Below are 21263 nucleotides of genomic sequence, written 5' to 3'. Positions count from 1 at the left end.
GCCGCGCAGGACCTCCGATGCCGGAGGCCGCGACGACGTCGAGGAGGACGCGAGCGCATGGGCGGGACGACCGGGCAGCAGCTGCACCCAGCGCCGCTGCACCCAGCGCCGCTGCATCCCATGTGCTTCCGCCTCCGCGTCCGGCCCGAGCTCGTCGCCGAGTACCGCGAGCGCCACGCCGCCGTCTGGCCCGAGATGCTCCGCGCGCTCGCGGCGACCGGCTGGCACGACTACCGGATCTTCGTCGCCGACGACGGCACCTGCATCGGCACCTTCCGCACCGCCGACCTCGCCGCATCCCTCGCCGGCATGGCCGCCACCGACGTCAACGCGCGCTGGCAGGCCGAGATGCGGCCGTTCTTCGAGGGGCTGGAGCGCCCGGCCGACGAGTCGTTCGAGCTCCTCCCCCTCGCCTTCGACCTCGAGGCGCAGCTCGCCGCCGCGCCCGACGACCCCGCCGACAGGCGCTGAGACCGACAGGAGCCGCCATGGCCGTGACCCCCACGAGCGCCGAGCTCGACCGCCTCCGGATCGAGGTGCCCAGCTGGGCCTACGGCAACTCCGGCACGCGCTTCCGCGTGTTCGGCACGCCCGGCACGCCCCGCGACCCCTTCGAGAAGGTCGCCGACGCCGCGCAGGTGCACGCCCACACCGGCCTCGCCCCCACGGTCGCGCTGCACATCCCGTGGGACCTCGTCGACGACTGGGGCGCGCTGCGACGGCACGCGGAGGATCTCGGCGTCGCGCTCGGCACGATCAACTCGAACACGTTCCAGGACGACGACTACAAGCTGGGCTCGCTCACCCACGTCGAGCCGCGCATCCGCCGCAAGGCCATCGACCACCACCTGCAGTGCATCGACGTGATGCGGCAGACCGGCTCGCGCGACCTCAAGGTGTGGCTGGCCGACGGCACGAACTACCCCGGCCAGGACTCCATCCGCGAGCGCCAGGACCGCCTCGCCGAGTCGCTCGCCGAGATCTACGCCGCGCTCGACGACGACCACCGCATGGTGCTCGAGTACAAGTTCTTCGAGCCGGCGTTCTACCACACCGACATCCCGGACTGGGGGACGAGCTACGTGCACTGCGCGGCGCTCGGCGAGCAGGCGAAGGTCGTGCTGGACACCGGCCACCACGCGCCCGGCACGAACATCGAGTTCATCGTGGCCCAGCTGCTGCGGCTCGGGAAGCTCGGCGCCTTCGACTTCAACTCGCGCTTCTACGCCGACGACGACCTCATGGTCGGCGCGGCCGACCCCTTCCAGCTCTTCCGCATCGTCGTCGAGCTCATCGCGGGCGGCGGCTACGGCGACCCCGACGTGCAGCTCGTGCTCGACCAGTGCCACAACATCGAGGCGAAGGTGCCGGGCCAGATCCGCTCGGTGCTCAACGTGCAGGAGGCCGTCGCGAAGGCGCTCTCGCTCGACACCGCCGCGCTCGACGCGGCCCGCCGCGCGGGCGACGTGCTGCTCGCGAACGAGGTGCTCATGGACGCGTACGCGACCGACGTGCGCCCGCTGCTCGCCGAGCACCGGGCGTCGAAGGGCCTGCCCGAGGATCCGATGCGGGCGTTCCTCGCCTCCGGGTACCTCGAGCGGATCGCCGAGGAGCGCCAGGGCGGCGTCCAGGCCGGATGGGGGGCATGACGATGGTGCACGAGGTGGTCGAGGCGCTTATCGCCCGCAGCAACCGGCTGGGCTCCGACCCGACCGTCACGAACTACGCCGGCGGCAACACCTCCGCCAAGGGCGTCGACGTCGACCCCGCGAGCGGGGAGCCGGTCGAGCTCGTCTGGGTGAAGGGCTCGGGCGGCGACCTCGGCACGCTCACCCCCGCGGGGCTCGCGGCCCTCCGCCTCGACCGCGTGCGCGGGCTCGAGGCCGTCTACCCGGGCGTCGAGCGCGAGGACGAGATGGTCGCCGCGTTCGACTACTGCCTGCACGGCAAGGGCGGCGCGGCGCCGTCGATCGACACGTCGATGCACGCGCTCGTCGAGCAGCCGCACGTCGACCACCTGCACCCGGATGCGGGCATCGCGATCGCCGCGGCCGCCGACGGCGAGGCGCTCACCGCGCGCATCTACGGCGACCGCGTCGTCTGGGTGCCGTGGCGGCGCCCCGGCTTCCAGCTCGGACTCGACATCCGCGAGATCCAGCGCGCGAACCCGCAGGCGGTCGGCTGCATCCTCGGCGGCCACGGCATCACCGCGTGGGGCGCCACGAGCGAGGAGTGCGAGGAGCGCTCGCTCTGGATCATCCGCACGGCCGAGTCCTACATCGCCGAGCACGGGAAGCCGGAGCCGCTCGGCCCCGTCGTGCCCGGCTTCGAGGCGCTCGCGCCCGAGGCGCGGCGCGAGCGCGCGGCCGCGCTCGCCGGGCAGCTGCGCGGCATCGCCTCGCACGACCGGCCGATGGTGGGGCACTTCAGCGACGACGAGGTCGTGCTCGACTTCCTGGCGCGCGCCGAGCATCCGCGCCTCGCCGCCCTCGGCTCCTCCTGCCCCGACCACTTCCTGCGCACGAAGGTGCGCCCGATGGTGCTCGACCTGCCGGGCGACGCGCCCCTCGAGCAGGTGCGCGAGCGGCTCGGCGCGCTGCACGAGGCCTACCGGGCCGACTACACCGCCTACTACGAGCGGCACGCGAGCCCCGACTCCCCCGCGATGCGCGGCGCGGATCCCGCGATCGTGCTCGTGCCGGGCGTCGGCATGTTCTCCTACGGCAAGGACGCGCAGACCGCCCGCGTCGCGGGCGAGTTCGCGATCAACGCCATCAACGCGATGCGCGGCGCCGAGGCGCTCTCGACCTACCGGCCGATCGACGAGGCCGAGAAGTTCCGCATCGAGTACTGGTCGCTCGAGGAGGCGAAGCTGCAGCGGATGCCGAAGCCGCGCTCGCACGCCGGTCGCGTCGCGCTCGTCACGGGCGCCGCCTCCGGCATCGGCCGCGCGATCGCCGGCCGGCTCGCCGCCGACGGCGCGTGCGTCGTCATCGCCGACCTCTCGCTCGCGAAGGCGCAGGAGGCCGCCGCCGAGCTCGGCTCGACCGACGTCGCGATCGGCGTGCAGTGCGACGTGACGCGGGCCGACCAGGTGCAGGCGGCGGTCGACGCGGCCGTGCTCGCCTTCGGCGGTCTCGACCTCGTCGTGAACAACGCCGGGCTGTCGCTCTCGAAGACGCTGCTCGAGACCACCGAGGCCGACTGGGACCTCCAGCACGACGTCATGGCGAAGGGCTCGTTCCTCGTCTCGCGCGCTGCGGCCCGCGTGCTCATCGACCAGGGGCTCGGCGGCGACATCGTCTACATCTCCTCGAAGAACGCCGTCTTCGCCGGCCCGAACAACATCGCCTACTCGGCGACGAAGGCCGACCAGGCGCACCAGGTGCGGCTGCTCGCGGCCGAGCTCGGCAGCCACGGCGTGCGCGTGAACGGCATCAACCCCGACGGCGTCGTGCGCGGCTCCGGCATCTTCGCCGGCGGCTGGGGCGCCTCGCGCGCGAAGGTCTACGGCGTGGCCGAGGAGGACCTCGGCAAGTACTACGCCGGCCGCACGCTGCTCGGCCGCGAGGTGCTGCCCGAGCACGTGGCGAACGCGGTGTCGGTGCTCACCGGGCCCGACCTCTCGCACACGACCGGCCTCCACGTGCCCGTCGACTCGGGCGTCCCCGCGGCGTTCCTGCGATGAGGGGGCCGGGGATGGACCGGGCCCGGATGCGGCGAGGCCGGACGGGGCCGGCGGCGTGACGGCGACCGTCGCCGCGATCGACCTCGGCGCGACGAGCGGCCGCGTCGTGCGCGCCGAGGTCGGCCGCGGCGTGCTGCGGCTCGACGAGGTGGCGCGCTTCGAGAACCGGCCGGTGCGCATCGGCGGCGGCCTGCACTGGAGCGTGCTCGGCCTCTACGGCAGCGCGATGGACGGGCTCGCCCGCGCCTCGCGCGAGGGCGCCATCGCCTCCGTCGCGGTCGACTCGTGGGCCGTCGACTACGCGCTGCTGCGCCGCGGACGCATGCTCGGCATCCCCTACTCCTACCGCGACGACCGCACCGCGCACGGCCTCGAGCTCGTCGACCGGATCATCCCGCAGCCCGAGCTCTACGCCCGCTGCGGCCTGCAGCGCATGCCCTTCACGACCATCAACCAGCTCGCCGTCGACCGCGAGACGGGCCTGCTCGAGGCCGCCGACGGGATGCTCATGCTCCCCGACCTCTTCGGCTACTGGATGACGGGGCGGCGCGTGGCGGAGGCGACGAACGCGTCGACGACGGGCCTCATGCGGCTCGACGGCTCGTGGGACGCCGACCTGCTCGCGGCGCTCGGCATCGACGCGTCGTTCATGGCCGAGGTCGTGGAGCCCGGCACCCGCATCGGACCCCTCTCGGCCGAGGCGCGGGAGCACTTCGGCGTGGAGGGCGCGCCCGACGTGCTGGCCGTCGGCTCGCACGACACCGCATCCGCCGTCGTCGCGGTGCCGATGGAGGAGGGCGCCGCCTACATCTCGAGCGGCACGTGGTCGCTCGTCGGCATCGAGACGCCCGCGCCGATCGCGACGCCCGAGGCGCTCGCCGCCGACTTCACGAACGAGGGCGGCGTCGACGGCCGCACGCGGTTCCTGAAGAACGTCATGGGGCTGTGGATCCTCACCGAGGCCGTGCGCACGTGGGAGGCGGCGGGCGAGCGGATCGCGCTGCCGGGCCTGCTCGCGGCGGCCGCCGAGGTCGACTGGGCCGTGCCCGTCTTCGACCCCACCGACGCCGCGTTCTACCCGCCGGGCGACATGCCCGCCCGCATCGAGGCGTGGTTCGCAGCGCGCGGGCAGCGGGCGCCGCGGGGCCGCGCCGAGGTGGCGCGCTCGATCCTCGAGTCGCTCGCCGAGGGCTACGCCGTGACCCTGCGCGACGCCGCGCGGATCAGCGGCCAGCGGGTCGAGCGCGTGCACGTCGTGGGCGGCGGCTCGCGGAACGCGCTGCTGTGCCAGCTCACGGCCGACCGCACGGGGCTGCCGGTGATCGCGGGTCCTGTCGAGGCGACCGCCATCGGCAACGTGCTCGTGCAGGCGCGCACGCTCGGCGCCGCCCCCGACTCCCTCGAGGCGCTCCGCGCGCTCGTGCGCGACACGGCCGACCTCACGACCTACGCCCCGCGCCCGCGAGGGTGACACACGGAAGGATGGCTCCCATGCGACGCCAGCTGCCCGACATCGCGGCCCTCCGCGACCTCATGCGCTTCGAGAACCCGCTGCGGAACCCCGCGCAGCAGCGGCTCGCGAAGGCGCAGACGATCTGGGACCTCCGCGCCATCGCGAAGCGGCGGACGCCCAAGGGCCCGTTCGACTACACGGCGGGCGCCGCCGAGGGCGAGGTGGGCCTGCAGCGCGCCTACAACGCGTTCCGCGACGTCGAGTTCCACCCGTCGGTGCTGCGCGACGTGACGGCGGTCGACACGGGGTGGGACGTGCTGGGCCAGCGCTCGGCCCTGCCGTTCGGCATCGCGCCGACCGGCTTCACGCGCCTCATGCACGCGGCGGGCGAGCGGGCGGGCGCGGCGGCGGCCGCCGCGTACGGCGTGCCGTTCGCGCTCTCGACGCTCGGCACCACGAGCCCCGAGCACGTGCGCGAGGCGTCGCCCGACGGCCGCCTGTGGTTCCAGCTGTACATGATGAAGGCGCGGCACCGCTCGTACGAGCTCGTCGAGCGGGCGGCCGCGGCGGGCTTCGACACGCTGCTCGTGACCGTCGACACCCCCGTCGCCGGCGCCCGGCACCGCGACAAGCGCAACGGCATGTCGTTCCCGCCCCAGCTCACGCCCGGCACCGTGCTCGACGCGCTGCCTCGCCCGGAGTGGTGGATCAACTTCCTCACGACGCCGCCGCTCGAGTTCGCGGCGATCCGCAACTGGGACGGGACCGTCGGCGAGCTGCTCGACACGATGTTCGACCCGTCGATCGACATGGACGACCTCCGCGAGATCCGCTCGCTGTGGAAGGGCAAGTTCGTCGTGAAGGGCGTGCAGTCGGTCGAGGACGCGAAGCGCATGGCCGACTTCGGCGTCGACGCGATCCAGCTCTCGAACCACGGCGGCCGCCAGCTCGACCGCGCGCCCGTGCCGTTCCTGCTGCTGCCGGAGGTGGTGCGCGAGGTGGGCCGCGACCTCGAGGTGCACGTCGACACGGGCGTCATGTCGGGCGCCGACGTCGTCGCGTCGGTCGCGCTCGGCGCCCGCTACGTGCAGGTCGGCCGCGCCTACCTGTACGGCCTCATGGCCGGCGGCCGCGCGGGCGTCAACCGGATGCTGTCGATCCTGTCGGACGAGACCTCGCGCGTCATGCGCCTCCTCGGCGTCACCTCGCTCGAGGAGCTCGGCCCGCAGCACGTGACCCAGCTGACGAGCCTCCGCCCGCGCTGATCAGCCTTCGCTGAACTGCTCGCGCCGCCGCGTCGCTTCCGCCCGCGCCGCAGGACTCGAGTGGCCACTTCCTGTGGGGAGTGGCCACTTCCTGCATCGAGTGGCCACTTCCTGCATCGAGTGGCCACGATCGGTCGACTGTGGTCGCGAGATGCAGCACATCGTGACCACTCGATGGCAGAAGTGACCACTCGATCCCGGACGGGCTGGAGCAGGCTGCAGCGAGAGGACCGCGGATCCGGTGCGCGCGGAAGCAAAGCGACAGGCGTAGCGTTGCATCCAGCAGCGGCACCGACGGCGGCGCCGGGATGGAGGAAGTGGTCATGGCACGGTTCGACGGCAAGGTGGCGCTCGTGACGGGCGGCGGCTCGGGCATCGGCGAGGCGATCGCGAAGCGGCTCGCGAGCGAGGGCGCGAAGGTGCTCGTCACCGACATCGCGCTCGACGCGGCGCAGCGCGTCGTCACGGAGATCGAGGGCGCCGGCGGCACCGCGACCGCCTTCCAGCAGGACGTCGCCTCGGCCGACGACGCGAAGGCGGCCGTCCAGGCCGCGGTCGACGCGTACGGCGCGCTCCACCTCGCGGTGAACAACGCCGGCATCGGCGGAGCCCCCGCCCCCACGGCCGACGTCGACCCCGTCTCGTGGCAGAAGGTCGTCGACATCAACCTCACGGGCGTCTTCCACGGCATGCAGGCGCAGATCGCTGCGATGCTCGAGCACCCGACGGAGTCGGCCATCGTCAACATGGCGTCGATCCACGGCTCGGTCGCCGCCCCGATGAGCAGCGCCTACACGGCCACGAAGCACGCGGTCGTCGGCCTCACGAAGAACGCGGCCGCCGAGTACGGCGCGCAGGGCCTGCGCATCAACGCGGTCGGCCCCGGCTACATCCGCACCCCGCTGCTCGAGGCGAACCTCGACGCCGACGCGATGCAGGCGATCGCCGCGAAGCACCCGCTCGGCCGCCTCGGCCGCCCCGAGGAGATCGCGGCGCTCACGGCGTTCCTGCTCTCGGACGACGCGAGCTTCATCACCGGCAGCTACCACCTCGCAGACGGCGGCTACACGGCCGTCTGACCGAGCGTCCGAGGGCCCGTCGCATCCGCGCGGCGGGCCCTTGTCGTGCCGCTAGCGTGGTGGGCGGCGACGACGAGGAGGCGCGGATGGGCGAGGCCGGCAGGCGCGACGGCGTGCTCGTGGTCGGCTCCGTCTCGGTCGACGTCACCGCCTTCGCCAGCCGCCTGCCGGCCCCGGGCGAGACCGTGCTCGGCGAGGCGTGCACGCTCGTGCTCGGCGGCAAGGGCGCGAACCAGGCCGTCGCCGCCGCACGTGCCGGGGCGCCCACCCGCTTCGTCGCCCGCATCGGCGACGACCCGTTCGCCGCGATCGTGGCCGCGGGCCTCGCGGATGCCGGCGTCGACCTCGCGCACGTGGCGCGGACGGAAGGGCCGACGGGCATCGCGCACATCCGCGTCGACGCCGCGGGCGAGAACGACATCGTGGTGGTCGCCAACGCGAACGCCGCGCTCTCGCCCGACGACGTCGACGCGGCACTGACAGCGGAGGCGGGCCGCTCAGCCGCGATGCTCGTGCAGCTGGAGTCGCCGCTCGCGACCGTCGCGCACGCCATCCGCCGCGGCGACGAGGCGGGCCTCGCCGTCGTGCTCGACCCGGCTCCCGCGCAGCCGCTCGACGACGCGCTGTGGCCGCACGTCGCCGTCGTGACGCCCAACGAGTCGGAGGCGAGCGCGCTCACCGGCATCGCGGTGCGCGACGCCGCGAGCGCGGAGGCGGCCGCACGGTGGTTCCTCGAGCGCGGCGCTCGGGCGGCGATCGTGACGCTCGCCGGTGCCGGCGCGGTGCTCGTCGACGCCGCCGGCGCGCGGCGCGTGCCGCCCTTCGCGGTGGATGCGGTGGACACCACGGCCGCGGGCGACGCCTTCGCGGGCGCCCTTGCTGCGGCGCTCGCCCGAGGCGACGACCTCGACGCGGCCGCGCGGCGCGCATCCGCCGCCGGCGCCCTCGCCGTGACCCGGCGCGGCGCCTCGCCGAGCATCCCGACCGCCGCCGAGGTCGACGCGCTGCTCGCACGCTGACCCCGCCGGGCCTCCTGACGCGTGCGACCCGCGGCCGCGCGCTCCTCGACCAGCGGCGGAGCGCCCTGGCCCGAACCATCCGGCACTCGTGGTTGGCCTCCGGGCGCCTGGGGCAACCACTAGTGCCGGATCGAGCGGCGGAGAGGGGCTAGAGGGTCGTTCCGCGCAGCGCCGCCTCGAACGGGAGGCCCACGCGCTCGCCCGCGACGACGTCGGCCACGTGCTCGCGGAAGCGCGGGCACGCCGTGATGTCGTGCGCCTCGCACTCCATCGCGTGCTGCGCCATGTGGCGGGCGCGGGCGAGCGCATCCGCGCGCGCGTCGAGCTCGGCGAGCTGGGCCTCGAGGATGCGGTGGCGGTCGCGCGCCTCCCCGTCGACGAGCGCGCGGATCTGCTCGAGCCCGAGCCCCGCCGCTTTGCTCGCGAGGATCACCGCGACCCGCCACGCGTCGGCCTCGCCGTAGCGCCGGCGCCCACCGGCGTCGCGCTCGGGCGCGAGCAGCCCGCGGTCCTCCCAGTGCCGCAGCACGTGCGTCTCGAGCCCGAACCGCTCGGCCAGCTCCCCGATCGCCCACGTCGCACTTGACTTCATGTCGACATGAAGTCACAGCATGGGTGCCGACCGCAACCCCAGGAGGATCCATGCCCGCCCCCACCGCTCCCGCATCCGAGCTCGACGTCGTCGTCATCGGCGGCGGCCCTGCCGGCCTGCAGGCGGCGCTGACGCTCGGCCGCATGCGCCGCCGCGTCGTGCTGCTCGACAGCGGCAGCTACCGCAACGACCCCGCCCACGCGATGCAGAACGCGCTCGGCCACGACGGCGCCGCCCCGGCCGCCCTGCGCGCCGAGGGGCGCGGCGAGCTCGCCCGCTACGCGACCGTCGCCGTGCGCGAGCAGGCCGCGGCCGCCGTCGAGCCGGCGGAGGCCGGCTTCCGCGTCGCGCTCGCCGACGGCGGCGCGCTCCGCACCCGCCGCGTGCTGCTCGCCACCGGCGTCGCCGACAGCCTGCCCGCGATCCCGGGCGTCGCGGAGCTCTTCGGCGACCGCGTCATCCACTGCCCGTACTGCCACGGCGCAGAGATCGCCGACGGTCCGATCGCGCTCCTGGGCGCCGCGGCGCACGTGCCGCTCATGGCCTCGCTCATCGGACGGCTCGCCACCCGGGTCGTCGTGCTCGCCGACGGCGCGGAGGTCGCGCCCGAGACCGCGGAGGCGCTCACGCGCCTCGGCGCGGAGCTGCGGCCCGGCAAGGTGCTCGGCGCCCGGCGCCTGCCCGCCCGCACGGCCGACGGCGCCGAGATCGCGATCGACGTCGAGGGCGAGGAGGCGGTGGAGGCGTCGGGGATGATCGTGCACACCGCGTGGAAGCCCGTCGGCACGCTCGCCGACGACCTCGGGCTCGCCCGGGCCGCGAGTGGCGCGATCGCGGTCGACGCGCTCGGGCGCACGAGCGTGCCGGGCGTCTCCGCGGCGGGGGATGCGGCGCAGCCGGAGTGGGCGCCCATGCCGCCGGCGGCCGTGGTGGCGGCGATGGCCTCGGGGCTCACCGCCGCGTCGACGATCGACCGCGAGCTGGCTGCGGAGGAGGCGGGGATGGTGCTGCCGTTCTAGGCCGCGCGGTGGTCTCGAGACGCGTGCGGCCTGCGGCAGCACTCCTCGACCAGCGAAGGGCGGTCAGCCGACGTCGGGCAGCCCCACGCGCGGCTCCGGCTCGGCGGCCGCCGGCCGGTCGCGCTCCCACGGCGCGGCGATCGGGAAGTACGACTCCAGGAACGCCTGCACGGCGGCCGTGCGCTCCTCGACCGGGATCTCGGGGTGGCTGCCGTCGTTGAGGCAGAACATGTCCTGGTCGCGCTTGCGCAGCAGCCGCTCCATGGCCGGCAGCGCCTTCTTCAGCGTCGTCTCGACGTAGAGCACCTTCGCCGTCGTCTGCTGCACCGCGCGCCCGGTCATGAGCGCGAAGTAGTGGTACAGCGAGTTCGTCACGGAGATGTCGGTCGCGGCGCGGAAGCGGCTGCCCGCCGTGCGGCGGAAGTCGTCCGGGAACGTCGCCTCGAGCTCGGCCATGACGCTGCGACGCAGGGGCGCCGCGCAGTGCTCGAGGTGCCGCGTGGTGACCGTGCCGAAGCGCTCGCGCAGCAGCCGCCGGTTCGTGCGGGCCGCGTTGTCGTGGCCCGAGCGCCGCTCGTGCGTGTCGCCGAGGCCGATGCGCGTGGTCGCCTCCACGAACTTCGTGATGCCGCCGGGCGAGAAGAACAGGTCGGGGCTCACGTGCCGGCCGAAGAACATGTCGTCGTTCGAGTAGAGGAAGTGCTCGGCGAGGCCCTCGATGCGGTGCAGCTGCGCCTCGACCGCGTGCGAGTTGTGGGTCGGCAGCACCGACGTGTCCTCGAACATCTCCTCGGCGCGCACGATCGTCACCTTGGGGTGCTCGGCGAGCCAGGCGGGCGCCGGCGAGTCGGTGGCGATGAAGATGCGACGGACCCAGGGCGCGTACATGTGCACGGACCGGAGCGCGTACCGCAGCTCGTCGATCTGTCGGAAGCGGGCCTCCGAGTCGTCGCCCTCCCCCACCACGTACGCCTGCATCCGCTTGGCGCGCTCGCGCTGGAACTCGTCGCTCGAGCCGTCGACCCACGAGAAGACGATGTCGACGGGGAAGCCGACGTCGCTCGCGAGCGGCTCCCACATGTGCTGGATGGTCTGCCACTCGCGGCCGTACCGCTCGACGGTCTCGACCACGGCCTCGTGGCGGGGCATCGCGGCCCGCATCACCGCGTTCGGCAGCGGCGCCACGAGCGTCTCGTCGCCGAAGCGCCACAGCTCGAGCTGCACGGCCGTCTCCCGGCCGTACCGGAGGCGGCCGGCGGGCTCGACGCGGGGGCGCCACACGCGCATCGCCGATGCCTTCTTGTGGCCCGCGAGGCGGCCGTCGGCGAGCAGCACCGGGTCGCGCCCGGCCAGCTGCTCCGGCGCGATCGGCTCGGCGTAGAACGGCTCCTCCGCGAAGGCCTCCGCGAGCGCCGCCGCGAGCTGCTTCCGCCGCCCGCGGTCGACCGCGAGGATCGGGCGGCCGTCGTCGTCGCGCACCAGCAGGTGCGGGATGTCGGCGCCGTCGAGCGCGTCGGCGAGCGCCAGCAGGTCCTCGACCATCGACTCCTGCGGGGTCATGTGGCCGTTGCGGAGGGCGTACCGGCCCTTCCGCAGCACGAGGTCCTGGCGTCGGAAGCGACCGAAGCGGCCGCCGGAGGGCACGAGCACGAGCTCGGGGGCGGCGGAGAGCCGGATGCCCGGCGCGGGTGCGGGGCGCTCGAAGGCGCTGCCGTGGTCTGGCTCTCGATCGCTCACAGCTCGCGGGGCTCCTTCCGAGGGGGACAGCCCATGGTACTGCGGCGGAATCCTGCGGGATCATCGCTCGTACACGCCGCGTTCACACACCGTTCCCCGTCGGCTGCTCGAATACGCTCAGCGCACTGCACGACGCTGTGCATGAACCGACGGAATGGATGCACCGTGACGATCCGCTCGGCCGAGCACCCCCGGCCGGACCACTTCCTCCTCCACATCTCGGACACCCACCTGCTCGCGGACGGCGGCCGCCTCTACGACCGCGTCGCGAGCGAGGCGCACCTGCGGCGCCTCTTCGAGGGCCTCGCCGCGTCCGGCGCGCGGCCGGAGGCGATCGTCTTCACCGGCGACCTCGCCGACCGTGGCGAGCCGGACGCCTACCGGCGGCTGCGCGCCATCGTCGACCCCGCGGCCGCCGAGCTGGGCGCCCGCGCGATCTGGGTCATGGGCAACCACGACGAGCGCCGCGCGTTCCGCGCCGGGCTGCTCGACGAGCCGGCCACGGCCGAGCCGGTCGACCGCGTCGTCGACCTCGACGGCCTCCGCGTGGTCGTGCTCGACACCACCGTGCCGCGGCACCACCACGGCGCCGTCGACGGCCGCCAGCTCGATTGGCTCGCCGACGTGCTCTCGACCCGCGCGCCGCACGGCACGATCCTCGCCATGCACCACCCGCCGCTGCCGAGCGTCATCGACCTCGCCATCAGCGTCGAGCTGCGCGCGCAGCATCGGCTCGCGGAGGTGCTCGTGGGCACCGACGTGCGCACGATCCTCGCCGGGCACCTGCACCACTCGTCGAGCGGCACGTTCGCCGGCATCCCCGTGTCGGTCGCGTCCGCCACCTGCTACACGCAGGACCTCACGGTGCCGGTCGGCGGCCTCCGCGCGCAGGACGCCGCGCGCTCGTACAACCTCGTGCACGTCTACCCGGCGACGGTGCTGCATTCGGTGGTGCCGCTCGAGGCCGGCCCGCCGCTCGACATGGTGAGCGCCGAGGAGACCGCGGCGCGGCTGCGCCGCGCGGGCGTGCGGATGCCCGAGCCGGCGCGGCGGCTCGAGCCGCTGCTGGGCTGAGGCCAGGCCGGCCGGCGCCTAGGCCAGCCGCGCCTCGATGACGACGTCGCGGTCGACCGCGACGCGCACGTCCTCGACCGAGATGCCCGGGGGCAGCTCGGTGGCGAGGTCGAAGCGCTGGCCCTCGAGGCCCTGGATGCGGCCGCGCGCGACCGCGAGCATGGCCGCGACGAGCGGGTTGCCGCTGTCGAGCCGGATGTCCGAGAGCACGAGCCCCATGGCGTCGTCGACGGTCGCGGTGGCGGAGCCGTGCGCCGAGGCGCCGAGGAGCCCCTTGCGCACCTTCGCGTCGGCGTGGATGCGCACCTGGCGGGGCGTGACGGCCTCGAGCTCGAGGTCGAGGCGCGAGAGGTGCACGCCGTGCTCCTGCAGGATCGGCTCGGCGAGCGCGCGCACGGCGTCGCCGAGCTGCTGCTCGGGCACCGCCAGGCGCAGCGAGCCGTGGACGGGCCGCTCGCCCGAGGGGTCGCCGAGCTCGACGGCGAGCTCGCCCGCGTCGGTGTCGATCCAGCGCACCGGCACGCCCTGCAGGGCGAGGTCGAGCGTCACGTCGGCGCCGGAGACCCGCATCGGGGCGGCGTGCACGCGCAGGTCGCGCAGCACGCCCTCCTCGCTCGCGACGGGCGCGCCCTGCGGCTCGATCCGGGACCGGTCTCGGTCGTGCTCGTCGCCGAGCACGTAGCCGGTGAGGTCGAGGTCGAGCCTCGCGATGTCGGGGCCGTCGAGGACCGCCTCGATGTGGGCGGTGCACTCGATGCGCGCCGGCTCTGCGGCGATCATGAGCTTGCGGATGCGCTTGGCGAGCAGGGTGCCGTCGGTCGGACGGGGTGCGCTGCCGAGGAGGATGCGATCGGGCACCCGGCCGAGCCTACGCTCTTCCCCGCAGGAGTCCAATGGGCGCGCGACGCGCCGATGGCGGGGAGTGCCCGGTCAGGGGGCGAGCGCGGCCCGCATGCCGTCGGCGGCGGCGCGCATGACGGCCGCGTGCTGGCGCTCGAGCACGCGCCGCAGCAGCGGCGTCGCGAGCCGCACGAGCGATGCCCTGGCCTCCACGTGCTGGGCGAAGCGCACGAGGCTGCCGTCGCCGTCGGGCTCCACCCGCCAGGCGCACCAGCCCTCGAGGTCGCCGTGGATGGCCGCGCGCAGCTCGCGGTCGCGCGGCGCGGCCTCGACGACACGGATGCGGAGTCGGTGGCCGAGCGGCGCGGTCACGACGAGGCGGGCGGCGCGGGCACCGCTGCCGGGGTCGGTGCCCGCAGCGCCCCCGACGACCCGCACGGCGGGCCACCACGCGTCGTAGCGCGCGACATCCTCGAGCAGCGCTCGCACGCGCTCGGGCGCGGCGTCGACGTGCCAGGCATGGCCGAAGCGGTAGCGGGCGGGCATGCGACGAGCGTGGCAGGCGATGCTGGCGGGCCGCTCGGGGCCCGCGTAGCGTCGGCCACGGCGACGCGGCCGCGACCGGTGGCGCGCGCGCATCGAGCGGAGGAGCCGCCATGAGCAGCCTGGTCGTCCACTTCGAGCTCCACGCGAGCGAGCCCGAGCGGCTCGCCGACTTCTACGGGCGCGTGCTCGACTGGCGCTTCGAGCGCTACGGCCAGATGGACTACTGGACCATCCAGACCGGCGAGGGGTCGATCGGCATGGATGCGCCGGGCATGGGCATCAACGGCGGCCTCGCTCGCCGCGAGGGGCCGCCGCCCGAGGCCGGGGCGCCCATCAACGGCGTGGTCGTGGTGGTCGGGGTCGACGACGCCGACGCGCGGTACGCGGCGGCGCTCGAGCAGGGCGGCGCGGAGGCGATGGCGCCGTACGACATGCCGGGCGTCGGCAGGCTCGCGTACTTCCGCGACCCGGACGGCAACGTCATGGGCCTCATCTCCGACGTCCTCTCGGACGGCTCCGACGTGCGCGCGGAGGCGCCGCCGGAGGACTGAGGGCCCCCGCTGGTCGAGGAGCGCGCGGCCGCAGGCCGCACGCGTCTCGAGACCACCGCCGGGCGAGCGGTCCGCCACTCGGTGGTCTCGACTCGGGCGGCGCCTGCGGCGCCGTCCGGCTCGACCGACGGGGGGGGCGGTGGTCAGCGCTCCGCGCCGACCGCCTCGCGGAACGCATCGACGAGCATGTCGAGGTCGGCCTCATCGATGACGATCGGCGGCGCGAGCCGCACCGTCTGGCCGTGGGTGTCCTTCGCGAGGATCCCGCGCTCGAGCAGCCGAAGGCACACGTCGCGCGCCGAGCCGACCGCCGGGTCGATGTCGATGCCGGCCCAGAGGCCGATGCCGCGCACCGCGGTCACGCCGTGCCCGACGAGCGCGCCGAGGCCCGCGTGCAGGCGCTCGCCGAGCACGCGCGCGCGCTCCTGCATCGCGCCCTCCTCGAGCATCCGCACCACCTCGAGGCCGACGGCCGCCGCGAGCGGGTTGCCGCCGAACGTCGAGCCGTGCGAGCCGGGCGTCAGGACGCCCAGCACGTCCGCATTCGCCACCACCGCCGAGACCGGCACGACGCCGCCGCCGAGCGCCTTGCCCAGCAGGTAGACGTCGGGCACGACGCCCTCGTTGTCGCACTGGAACGTGGCGCCGGTGCGGCCGAGGCCCGACTGGATCTCGTCGGCGATCATGAGCACGCGCTCGCGGCGCGTCAGCTCGCGCACGGCCTGCAGGTAGCCGGCCGGCGGCACGAGGATGCCCGCCTCTCCCTGGATGGGCTCGAGCAGCACCGCGGCCGTGCGGGGCGTGATGGCCGCCTCGAGCGCGTCGATGTCGCCGTACGGCACGCGCACGAAGCCGGGCGTGAACGGCCCGTAGTTCGTGGTGGCGTCGGGGTCGTCCGAGAACGAGACGATCGTGGTCGTGCGGCCATGGAAGTTGCCCTCCATGACGACGATCTCCGCCTCGCCGGCGGGCACGCCCTTGACCTCGTACGCCCAGCGGCGCGCCACCTTGATGCCCGACTCCACGGCCTCCGCGCCCGTGTTCATCGGCAGCACCATCTCCTTGCCGGCGAGCCGCGCGAGCGCCTCGACGAAGGGTCCGAGCGCGGCGGAGTGGAAGGCGCGGCTCGTGAGCGTGACGCGGTCGAGCTGCGCCTTCGCCGCGGCGATGAGGCGCTCGTTGCCGTGGCCGAAGTTCACGGCGGAGTACGCCGCGAGGCAGTCGAGGTAGCGGCGGCCGTCGACGTCGGTCACCCAGGCGCCGGACGCCTCGGTGACCACGACGGGCAGCGGGTGGTAGTTGTGCGCCGCGTGCGCCTCGACCTGGCCGATCGCGGCCTCGGTCGCCTCCGACGTGCGGATGCCGACGGCGCTCATCGGCGGAGCTCCAGCGTGCAGCACTTGATGCCGCCGCCGCCGAGCAGCAGCTCGGAGAGGTCGACGGCGACGGTCTCGTAGCCGCGGTCGCGCAGCTGCCGGCCGAAGCCGACCGCGCGCTCGGCGATGAGCATCGTGCGGCCGTCGCCGAACGAGTTGAGGCCCAGCACCGCGCCGTCCTCGGCGGCGACGTGGATCGCATCCGGGTAGCGGCGCGCGAGCTCGGCCTGGCTCGCCTCGTCGAACGCGCTCGGGAGGTACGCGATGTTCGTCTCGTCGAGGATCGCGATGGCCGTGTCGAGGTGGTAGAACGCCGGGTCGACGAGCCGCAGGCTCACGACCTCGCGGTCGAAGATCGAGCGCAGCTCGTCGTGCGACTCGAGGCTCGTGCGGAAGCCGTGGCCGGCGAGGATCGCGCCGTTCGAGAGCAGGAAGTCGCCCTCGCCCTCGTTGATGTGCTGCGGGTCGTGCACCTGGAAGCCGTGGTCGGCGAACCAGCGCATGTACGCGGGGCCCTCCGGCACCCGCTGCTCGTAGGTGAACCGCGCGCCGTAGGCCTTGCCGTCGAGCGTGAAGCCTCCGTTGGCGGCGTAGGTCATGTCGTTGAGGCCCTCGATGGGGTCGATGAGCTCGACGCCGTAGCCGAGGCCCGTGTAGGCGGCGCGGAGCGTCTCCCACTGCTCGACCGCCGTGGCGGTGCTCGTGGGGATGTCGGGATCCATCCACGGGTTGATGCGGTAGGTCACCGTGAAGTGCTCGGGGCGGCACATCAGCACGGTCTTCTGCACGGGGGTGCGCAGGGCGCCGGCGGGCGCGATGGTCGTCTCGGTCTGCATGAGGCCATGGTCGCAAACGATCCACGCACTTCCCAGGGCGGGAGCGCATGTTTCTTGCGACTCAGGGGGTTCGCACCGTACATTCGTGCACATGGACCGGATCGACCACGGCATCATCGACCAGCTGCGCCTCAACGCGCGCGCGGGCTACGCCGACATCGGCGCCGAGGTCGGCCTCTCCGCCTCCGCCGTGAAGCGCCGCATCGACCGGCTCGTCGCCGACGGCGTCATCCGGGGCTTCACCGTGCAGGTCGACCCCGCCGTCGAGGGCCTCGCCACCGAGGCCTACGTGGAGCTCTTCTGCCGCGGCACCGTCTCGCCCACCGACCTCAAGCGCATCCTCTCGGGCGTGCCCGAGATCGTCGAGGCCGGCACCGTCACGGGCGAGGCCGACGCGATCGTCATCATGCGCGCCCGCGACGTCATCGCGCTCGAGGAGGCGCTCGAGAAGGTGCGTGCGGCGACCTCGGTCGACCACACGCGCTCGGCGATCGTGCTCTCGAAGCTCATCACCCGCACGGCGGGCTGAGCGCGGCGACGACGCCGATCAGCGCGGCGCACGAGCAGCGCCGCGACGGTGACCGCCTGCAGCGCCGCCGCGATCCAGTGCCAGCCGAGCACGCCGTCGGGGCCGGTGAAGGGCGCCGCGACGCCCCCGGGCTCCGGGTAGAGGCGGGCGAGGCCGAGCGGGAGCACCACGAGCACGACGAGCGCGATGCCGATGTCCTGCACCGCCCGCCCGACCCGCGACCGCGCGGCGTGCGACGGCGCAGCATGCGATCCCCCGTGGGGCCGGCGGCGGCGCCGACCGCGCCGACGCACGCGAGCGCACCCAGCGCGATGGTGCACCACGACGGGATGGCGAGCACGGGCCAGGGCACCAGGGGGTCCCGGTCGGGCCACTGGTCGGGGACGAACTGGCCGCCGGCGATGAGGCCCATCGCGAGCACCCACAGCAGCTGGGCGGCGCTGACCATCGCGGCGAGGGTGAAGAGCCGCTTCGCCGGGGAGCGCTCGAACGGGGACCGCTCGACGCGATCGCGGTCGAGCATGGGGTCTCCTCCGGTCGCGCGCCAGCCATCCGTCGGGACGACGGTAGGCGGACGGACCTGCGTGCCGCGCGGGAGGGCCCGTGCGGCGTCCCCGCGGGCTGGCAGACTGGCGCCGACGCGGGAGGACGCCGATGACGGATGCCTGGCGGCCGGTCGCGGCGGCGCTCGCCGACGAGGGTCGACGGATGCTGTGGGCGCGGATGCTCGTGGAGGGCGGCGTCGACGCCGCGCCGCTGACGAGCCGCGAGCGGCGCGCGCTCGCCGCGCTCGAGCGCGCCGGGCTCGCGGCCGTCGAGGGCGGCCGGGCGACGGCGGTCGACGCCTTCGGCCCGCTCCTCGAGCATCGGCCGGCGGCATCCGGGCTCGACCGCTTCCTGCGCGACGGGCGCATCGCCGCGTGGCCGCGCCGGCCGGACGACCGGGCCGAGCTGCTCGCGTGGGCGGCGGACCGCGCGGTCGCCCAGGGCACGACGGCGACCGAGCGCGCGGTGACCGAGCGGCTCGCGGCCGTCGCCGACGACCCCGCGACGCTGCGGCGCGACCTCGTCGACGCGGGCCTCCTCGACCGCGACGTCGACGGCGCGACGTACCGCCGCGCATCCGACGCCGACGCCGCGCAGCGCTAGGCGAGCGGCGGCTCCTGCACCGGCGGCGGCGCGCTCGTGCGCAGCGGCCGGTGGCCGTCGATCGACGCCCGGTAGAGCACGTAGCCGTGGCGAGCCGCCGCGGCGGCCCACGCGAGCGCGACGGGCACGCCGAGCGCGATCGCCCACGGCACCGCGGCGCCGGCCGCGACGGCGACGCCGCCCGCGAGGGTGCCGACGACGCAGGCCTCGACGAGGATGATGAGCATCATCGAGCTGCCGCCGACGACCGCCCAGTCGCCCCGCACGCGCAGGAACGAGTAGGTGCGCTCCGCGCCGCGCTCGTCGTCGGCGATGGAGGCGAGGAAGTAGCGCTCCACACCCGGGTCGAGGTCTGCGTACGCGCCGCGCAGCCGGTTCATCGCGATGACGTACATGAAGTCCTCCTCGGCCACGTGCAGCACGCGCAGCTGCGTCATCCAGCCGATGAGCGCGAGGAAGCCCAGGATGCCGAGCATGGCCGCCTGGAACGGCCCGTCGAAGCGCGTCGCCTGGCCGAGGAGGCCGATCGTCACGAGCCCGGCGGAGACGAGCGTGAGGAAGATCGTGATGCGCGTGAGGACCTCGCTCTGGGCGGTGCCGCGGGCGGCGAGGAGCCCCCAGTGCTCGGTGGCGAGGATCTGGGCGCGACGGGCGAGCGCGGCGTCGTCTCGCGGCGGCCGCGGATCGTCAGCCCGCTCGGCCATGCCCCAGTGTCCGCCCGCGGCGCGCTGCCGCGCCAGGGCCGACGGCTCAGCACATGCTCAACCCCCGCCCCGAGGTGTCGTTCCGGCGTGCGGCGACGTCGTCGGCGGGGGGCGGCCGGGCGGCCCTAGCCTGGTCGCATGGGCGTCATCGTGGTCTCGGCGATCTGCTTCGAGCGCGAGGACGGCGCGGTGCTCACGGTGCGCAAGCGAGGCACGGGCATGTGGATGCTGCCGGGCGGCAAGCCGGATCCCGGCGAGGGCGCGGCCGAGTGCGCCGTGCGCGAGGTGCGCGAGGAGCTCGGCGTCGCGCTGCCGGTCGACCGGATCGAGCTCGTCGACGTGTTCGAGACGCGGGCCGCGAACGAGGCGGGCTTCGCGCTGCGCGCGACGGTGTTCCGCACTCGCGAGCGGATCGAGCCGGTCGTGCAGGCCGAGATCGAGGGCTGCCGGTGGATCCTGCCGGCCGTGGGCGTCGACGACCCGGCGGAGGCGCCGCTCAACCGCGAGCACGTCTTCCCGCTGCTGCTCGCCGAGCGGGCGGCGGCCGCGCGGGCGTAGCGGCCGCGCGGCCGCGCCGGCTCAGTCGCGCCGGCTCAGTCGCGCCGGCTCAGTCGCGCCGGATCAGTCGCGCCGGCTCAGTCGCGCCGGCGCGGGGCGCGCCAGTGCAGCATCCAGTCGAGCACGATCTCGGCCGCGAGCACCGGCACGAGGTTCGCGGCGCCGTTGCGGGCGGCGACGAGCGCCGGGAGGCGGCGGTCGGTGGTGGCACGCAGCAGGCGCAGCGAGCGGCGCTGGAACCGCTGCGTCCGGTCGACGCGCGCGTCGTCGTAGCCGTCGAGGGCAGAGTCGAGCGGGCGGTCGTCGACGAGGGCCCCGAGCGTCGCGGCGTCCTCGAGCGTGAGGCTCGTGCCCTGGCCGAGCATCGGCGCCATCGCGTGCGCCGCATCGCCGACGAGCACGACGCCCGGGCGACGGAAGGAGCGCATCGAGGTGGGCAGGTACCAGAGGTCCCGGCGCTGCACGGCGTCCGCCGGCGTGCCCGCGAGCAGGCCCTGCGCCTCCGGCGACCAGTCGCCGACCCACGCGCGGACGGCGGCGAGCTCGTCGGCCTCCGCGCGGCCGAGCCGCGAGTGGGCGATGGCCCACCAGTGCACGCGCTCGCCGTCGATCGGCATCCAGCCGAGCTCGGTGCCCTGGCCGACCATCTGCCGCATGCCGCGGGCGTCCGCGACGCCGGCGATCGCGCCGGCCGGGAGCACGGCCTCCCAGCAGGTCGCGCCCGTGTAGTCGGGCCGCGCGGCCTTGGGCCACAGCGAGCGGCGCACGGCCGAGCGGATGCCGTCGGCGCCGACGACGAGGTCGGCCTCGATGCGCTCGGGCTCGGCGCCGGCGCGCTCGACGAGCACCGCGGGGCGGCCCTGCTCGCCGTCGGTCGCGCGGAGCACGCGGCTGCCGGTCTCGACCTCGCGGTCGCCGCGCAGCAGCTCGAGCAGCGTCGCCCGATGGATGCCGAGCACGGCGCTCGAGGGCGACTGGAAGGCACGGAGGAGCGGGGCGCCCTGGTCGGTCGCGACGCCCTGCGGCATCGAGCGCACGGCGGCTCGGCGCACCTCGGCGCCGATCCCGAGCGCGTCGAGCGCGGCGACGCCGTTGCGGGTGAGCACGACCCCCGCGCCGGGCGTCGGCACGGCATCCTCGGCCTCCAGCACCCGGACCCGCCATCCGGCGTCCTCGAGCGCCCGCGCGGCGGCGAGCCCGCCGATCCCTGCTCCGACGATGATGGCGGTCTGCGTCATGCCCGCAGGC

General features: G+C 74.8%; 22 protein-coding genes. 13 read left to right on the top strand and 9 right to left on the bottom strand.

What is annotated here, in order from left to right; translation table 11 throughout:
- Positions 1–57: 57 nt before the first annotated feature.
- The 7 genes from IEW90_RS01245 to rbsK all read left to right on the top strand — a co-directional run bounded on the left by IEW90_RS01245 (position 58) and on the right by rbsK (position 8504).
- Positions 58–471, top strand: coding sequence for an L-rhamnose mutarotase (locus IEW90_RS01245; RefSeq protein WP_229679436.1), 414 nt, complete (start codon positions 58–60; stop codon positions 469–471).
- 17 nt (positions 472–488) lie between these two features.
- Positions 489–1649, top strand: coding sequence for an L-rhamnose isomerase (gene rhaI / locus IEW90_RS01240; protein WP_188715196.1), 1161 nt, complete (start codon positions 489–491; stop codon positions 1647–1649).
- A gap of 2 nt (positions 1650–1651) precedes the next feature.
- Positions 1652–3688, top strand: a complete 2037-nt coding sequence (locus tag IEW90_RS01235; RefSeq protein WP_373284750.1) for a bifunctional aldolase/short-chain dehydrogenase — start codon at positions 1652–1654, stop codon at positions 3686–3688.
- Positions 3689–3743: 55 nt separating this feature from the next.
- The gene (locus tag IEW90_RS01230) at positions 3744–5159 is read left to right on the top strand and encodes a rhamnulokinase (RefSeq protein WP_188715191.1); all 1416 of its coding nucleotides are present in this window, start codon (positions 3744–3746) and stop codon (positions 5157–5159) included.
- 11 nt (positions 5160–5170) lie between these two features.
- A complete protein-coding gene (locus IEW90_RS01225; protein ID WP_229679435.1) occupies positions 5171–6406 on the top strand; it encodes an alpha-hydroxy acid oxidase in 1236 nt (411 codons plus the stop codon).
- Positions 6407–6729: 323 nt separating this feature from the next.
- On the top strand, positions 6730–7485 hold the full coding sequence (locus IEW90_RS01220; RefSeq protein WP_188715187.1) for an SDR family NAD(P)-dependent oxidoreductase: 756 nt from the start codon (positions 6730–6732) through the stop codon (positions 7483–7485).
- Positions 7486–7541: 56 nt separating this feature from the next.
- Positions 7542–8504: a ribokinase gene (rbsK, locus tag IEW90_RS01215; protein ID WP_229679434.1), complete on the top strand. Its 963-nt coding sequence runs from the start codon at positions 7542–7544 to the stop codon at positions 8502–8504.
- Between the two features lie 148 nt (positions 8505–8652).
- Here the strand turns inward: rbsK and IEW90_RS01210 are convergent, their stop codons facing one another.
- On the bottom strand, positions 8653–9096 hold the full coding sequence (locus IEW90_RS01210; RefSeq protein WP_188715185.1) for a MerR family transcriptional regulator: 444 nt from the start codon (positions 9094–9096) through the stop codon (positions 8653–8655).
- Between the two features lie 50 nt (positions 9097–9146).
- Between IEW90_RS01210 and IEW90_RS01205 the strand changes: the two genes are divergently transcribed.
- The gene (locus IEW90_RS01205; RefSeq protein WP_188715183.1) at positions 9147–10115 is read left to right on the top strand and encodes an NAD(P)/FAD-dependent oxidoreductase; all 969 of its coding nucleotides are present in this window, start codon (positions 9147–9149) and stop codon (positions 10113–10115) included.
- Positions 10116–10178: 63 nt separating this feature from the next.
- On the opposite strand, the gene IEW90_RS01200 is transcribed toward IEW90_RS01205, so the two are convergent.
- Entirely contained in the window at positions 10179–11852 is a 1674-nt protein-coding gene (locus IEW90_RS01200; RefSeq protein WP_308421846.1) for a stealth family protein, read from the bottom strand.
- A gap of 165 nt (positions 11853–12017) precedes the next feature.
- Here IEW90_RS01200 and IEW90_RS01195 point away from each other — a divergent pair, with 165 nt between their 5' ends.
- Positions 12018–12926 (top strand): phosphodiesterase, encoded by a 909-nt coding sequence (locus IEW90_RS01195; RefSeq protein ID WP_229679433.1) that lies wholly within the window; start codon positions 12018–12020, stop codon positions 12924–12926.
- Positions 12927–12944: 18 nt separating this feature from the next.
- On the opposite strand, the gene IEW90_RS01190 is transcribed toward IEW90_RS01195, so the two are convergent.
- Positions 12945–13784: a hypothetical protein gene (locus IEW90_RS01190; protein WP_188715179.1), complete on the bottom strand. Its 840-nt coding sequence runs from the start codon at positions 13782–13784 to the stop codon at positions 12945–12947.
- A gap of 72 nt (positions 13785–13856) precedes the next feature.
- Positions 13857–14312, bottom strand: a complete 456-nt coding sequence (locus IEW90_RS01185) for an SRPBCC family protein (protein WP_188715177.1) — start codon at positions 14310–14312, stop codon at positions 13857–13859.
- A gap of 110 nt (positions 14313–14422) precedes the next feature.
- Between IEW90_RS01185 and IEW90_RS01180 the strand changes: the two genes are divergently transcribed.
- Complete coding sequence (locus IEW90_RS01180; protein ID WP_188715175.1) at positions 14423–14863, top strand: VOC family protein; 441 nt, start codon at positions 14423–14425, stop codon at positions 14861–14863.
- A gap of 143 nt (positions 14864–15006) precedes the next feature.
- Here IEW90_RS01180 and rocD read toward each other — a convergent pair whose 3' ends face one another.
- Complete coding sequence (rocD, locus tag IEW90_RS01175) at positions 15007–16239, bottom strand: ornithine--oxo-acid transaminase (RefSeq protein WP_188715172.1); 1233 nt, start codon at positions 16237–16239, stop codon at positions 15007–15009.
- Positions 16236–17075 carry a dimethylargininase gene (gene ddaH / locus IEW90_RS01170; protein WP_188715171.1) on the bottom strand — a complete coding sequence of 280 codons (840 nt, stop codon included), beginning with the start codon at positions 17073–17075 and terminating at the stop codon, positions 16236–16238. Before ddaH ends, rocD begins: the two co-directional genes overlap by 4 nt.
- A 91-nt stretch (positions 17076–17166) precedes the next feature.
- Between ddaH and IEW90_RS01165 the strand changes: the two genes are divergently transcribed.
- Complete coding sequence (locus tag IEW90_RS01165; RefSeq protein ID WP_188715169.1) at positions 17167–17604, top strand: Lrp/AsnC family transcriptional regulator; 438 nt, start codon at positions 17167–17169, stop codon at positions 17602–17604.
- Here IEW90_RS01165 and IEW90_RS01160 read toward each other — a convergent pair.
- Positions 17585–18127 (bottom strand): hypothetical protein, encoded by a 543-nt coding sequence (locus IEW90_RS01160; RefSeq protein ID WP_188715167.1) that lies wholly within the window; start codon positions 18125–18127, stop codon positions 17585–17587. The two genes, IEW90_RS01165 and IEW90_RS01160, sit on opposite strands and share 20 nt — an antisense overlap.
- 131 nt (positions 18128–18258) lie before the next feature.
- Between IEW90_RS01160 and IEW90_RS01155 the strand changes: the two genes are divergently transcribed.
- Entirely contained in the window at positions 18259–18753 is a 495-nt protein-coding gene (locus tag IEW90_RS01155; protein ID WP_188715165.1) for a DUF2087 domain-containing protein, read from the top strand.
- Here IEW90_RS01155 and IEW90_RS01150 read toward each other — a convergent pair.
- Complete coding sequence (locus IEW90_RS01150; RefSeq protein WP_188715163.1) at positions 18750–19457, bottom strand: hypothetical protein; 708 nt, start codon at positions 19455–19457, stop codon at positions 18750–18752. The genes IEW90_RS01155 and IEW90_RS01150 overlap by 4 nt on opposite strands.
- Positions 19458–19595: 138 nt before the next feature.
- Here IEW90_RS01150 and IEW90_RS01145 point away from each other — a divergent pair, with 138 nt between their 5' ends.
- A complete protein-coding gene (locus IEW90_RS01145; RefSeq protein WP_188715161.1) occupies positions 19596–20015 on the top strand; it encodes an NUDIX hydrolase in 420 nt (139 codons plus the stop codon).
- 77 nt (positions 20016–20092) lie between these two features.
- Here IEW90_RS01145 and IEW90_RS01140 read toward each other — a convergent pair whose 3' ends face one another.
- Positions 20093–21253 carry an FAD-dependent monooxygenase gene (locus IEW90_RS01140; protein WP_188715159.1) on the bottom strand — a complete coding sequence of 387 codons (1161 nt, stop codon included), beginning with the start codon at positions 21251–21253 and terminating at the stop codon, positions 20093–20095.
- Positions 21254–21263 lie beyond the last annotated feature (10 nt).

Source organism: Agrococcus terreus, from assembly GCF_014645235.1.
In the GTDB taxonomy this organism is placed as follows: domain Bacteria; phylum Actinomycetota; class Actinomycetes; order Actinomycetales; family Microbacteriaceae; genus Agrococcus; species Agrococcus terreus.
Note: the sequence above shows the minus strand (reverse complement) of the source record. Positions and strands in the feature narration are given on the sequence as shown.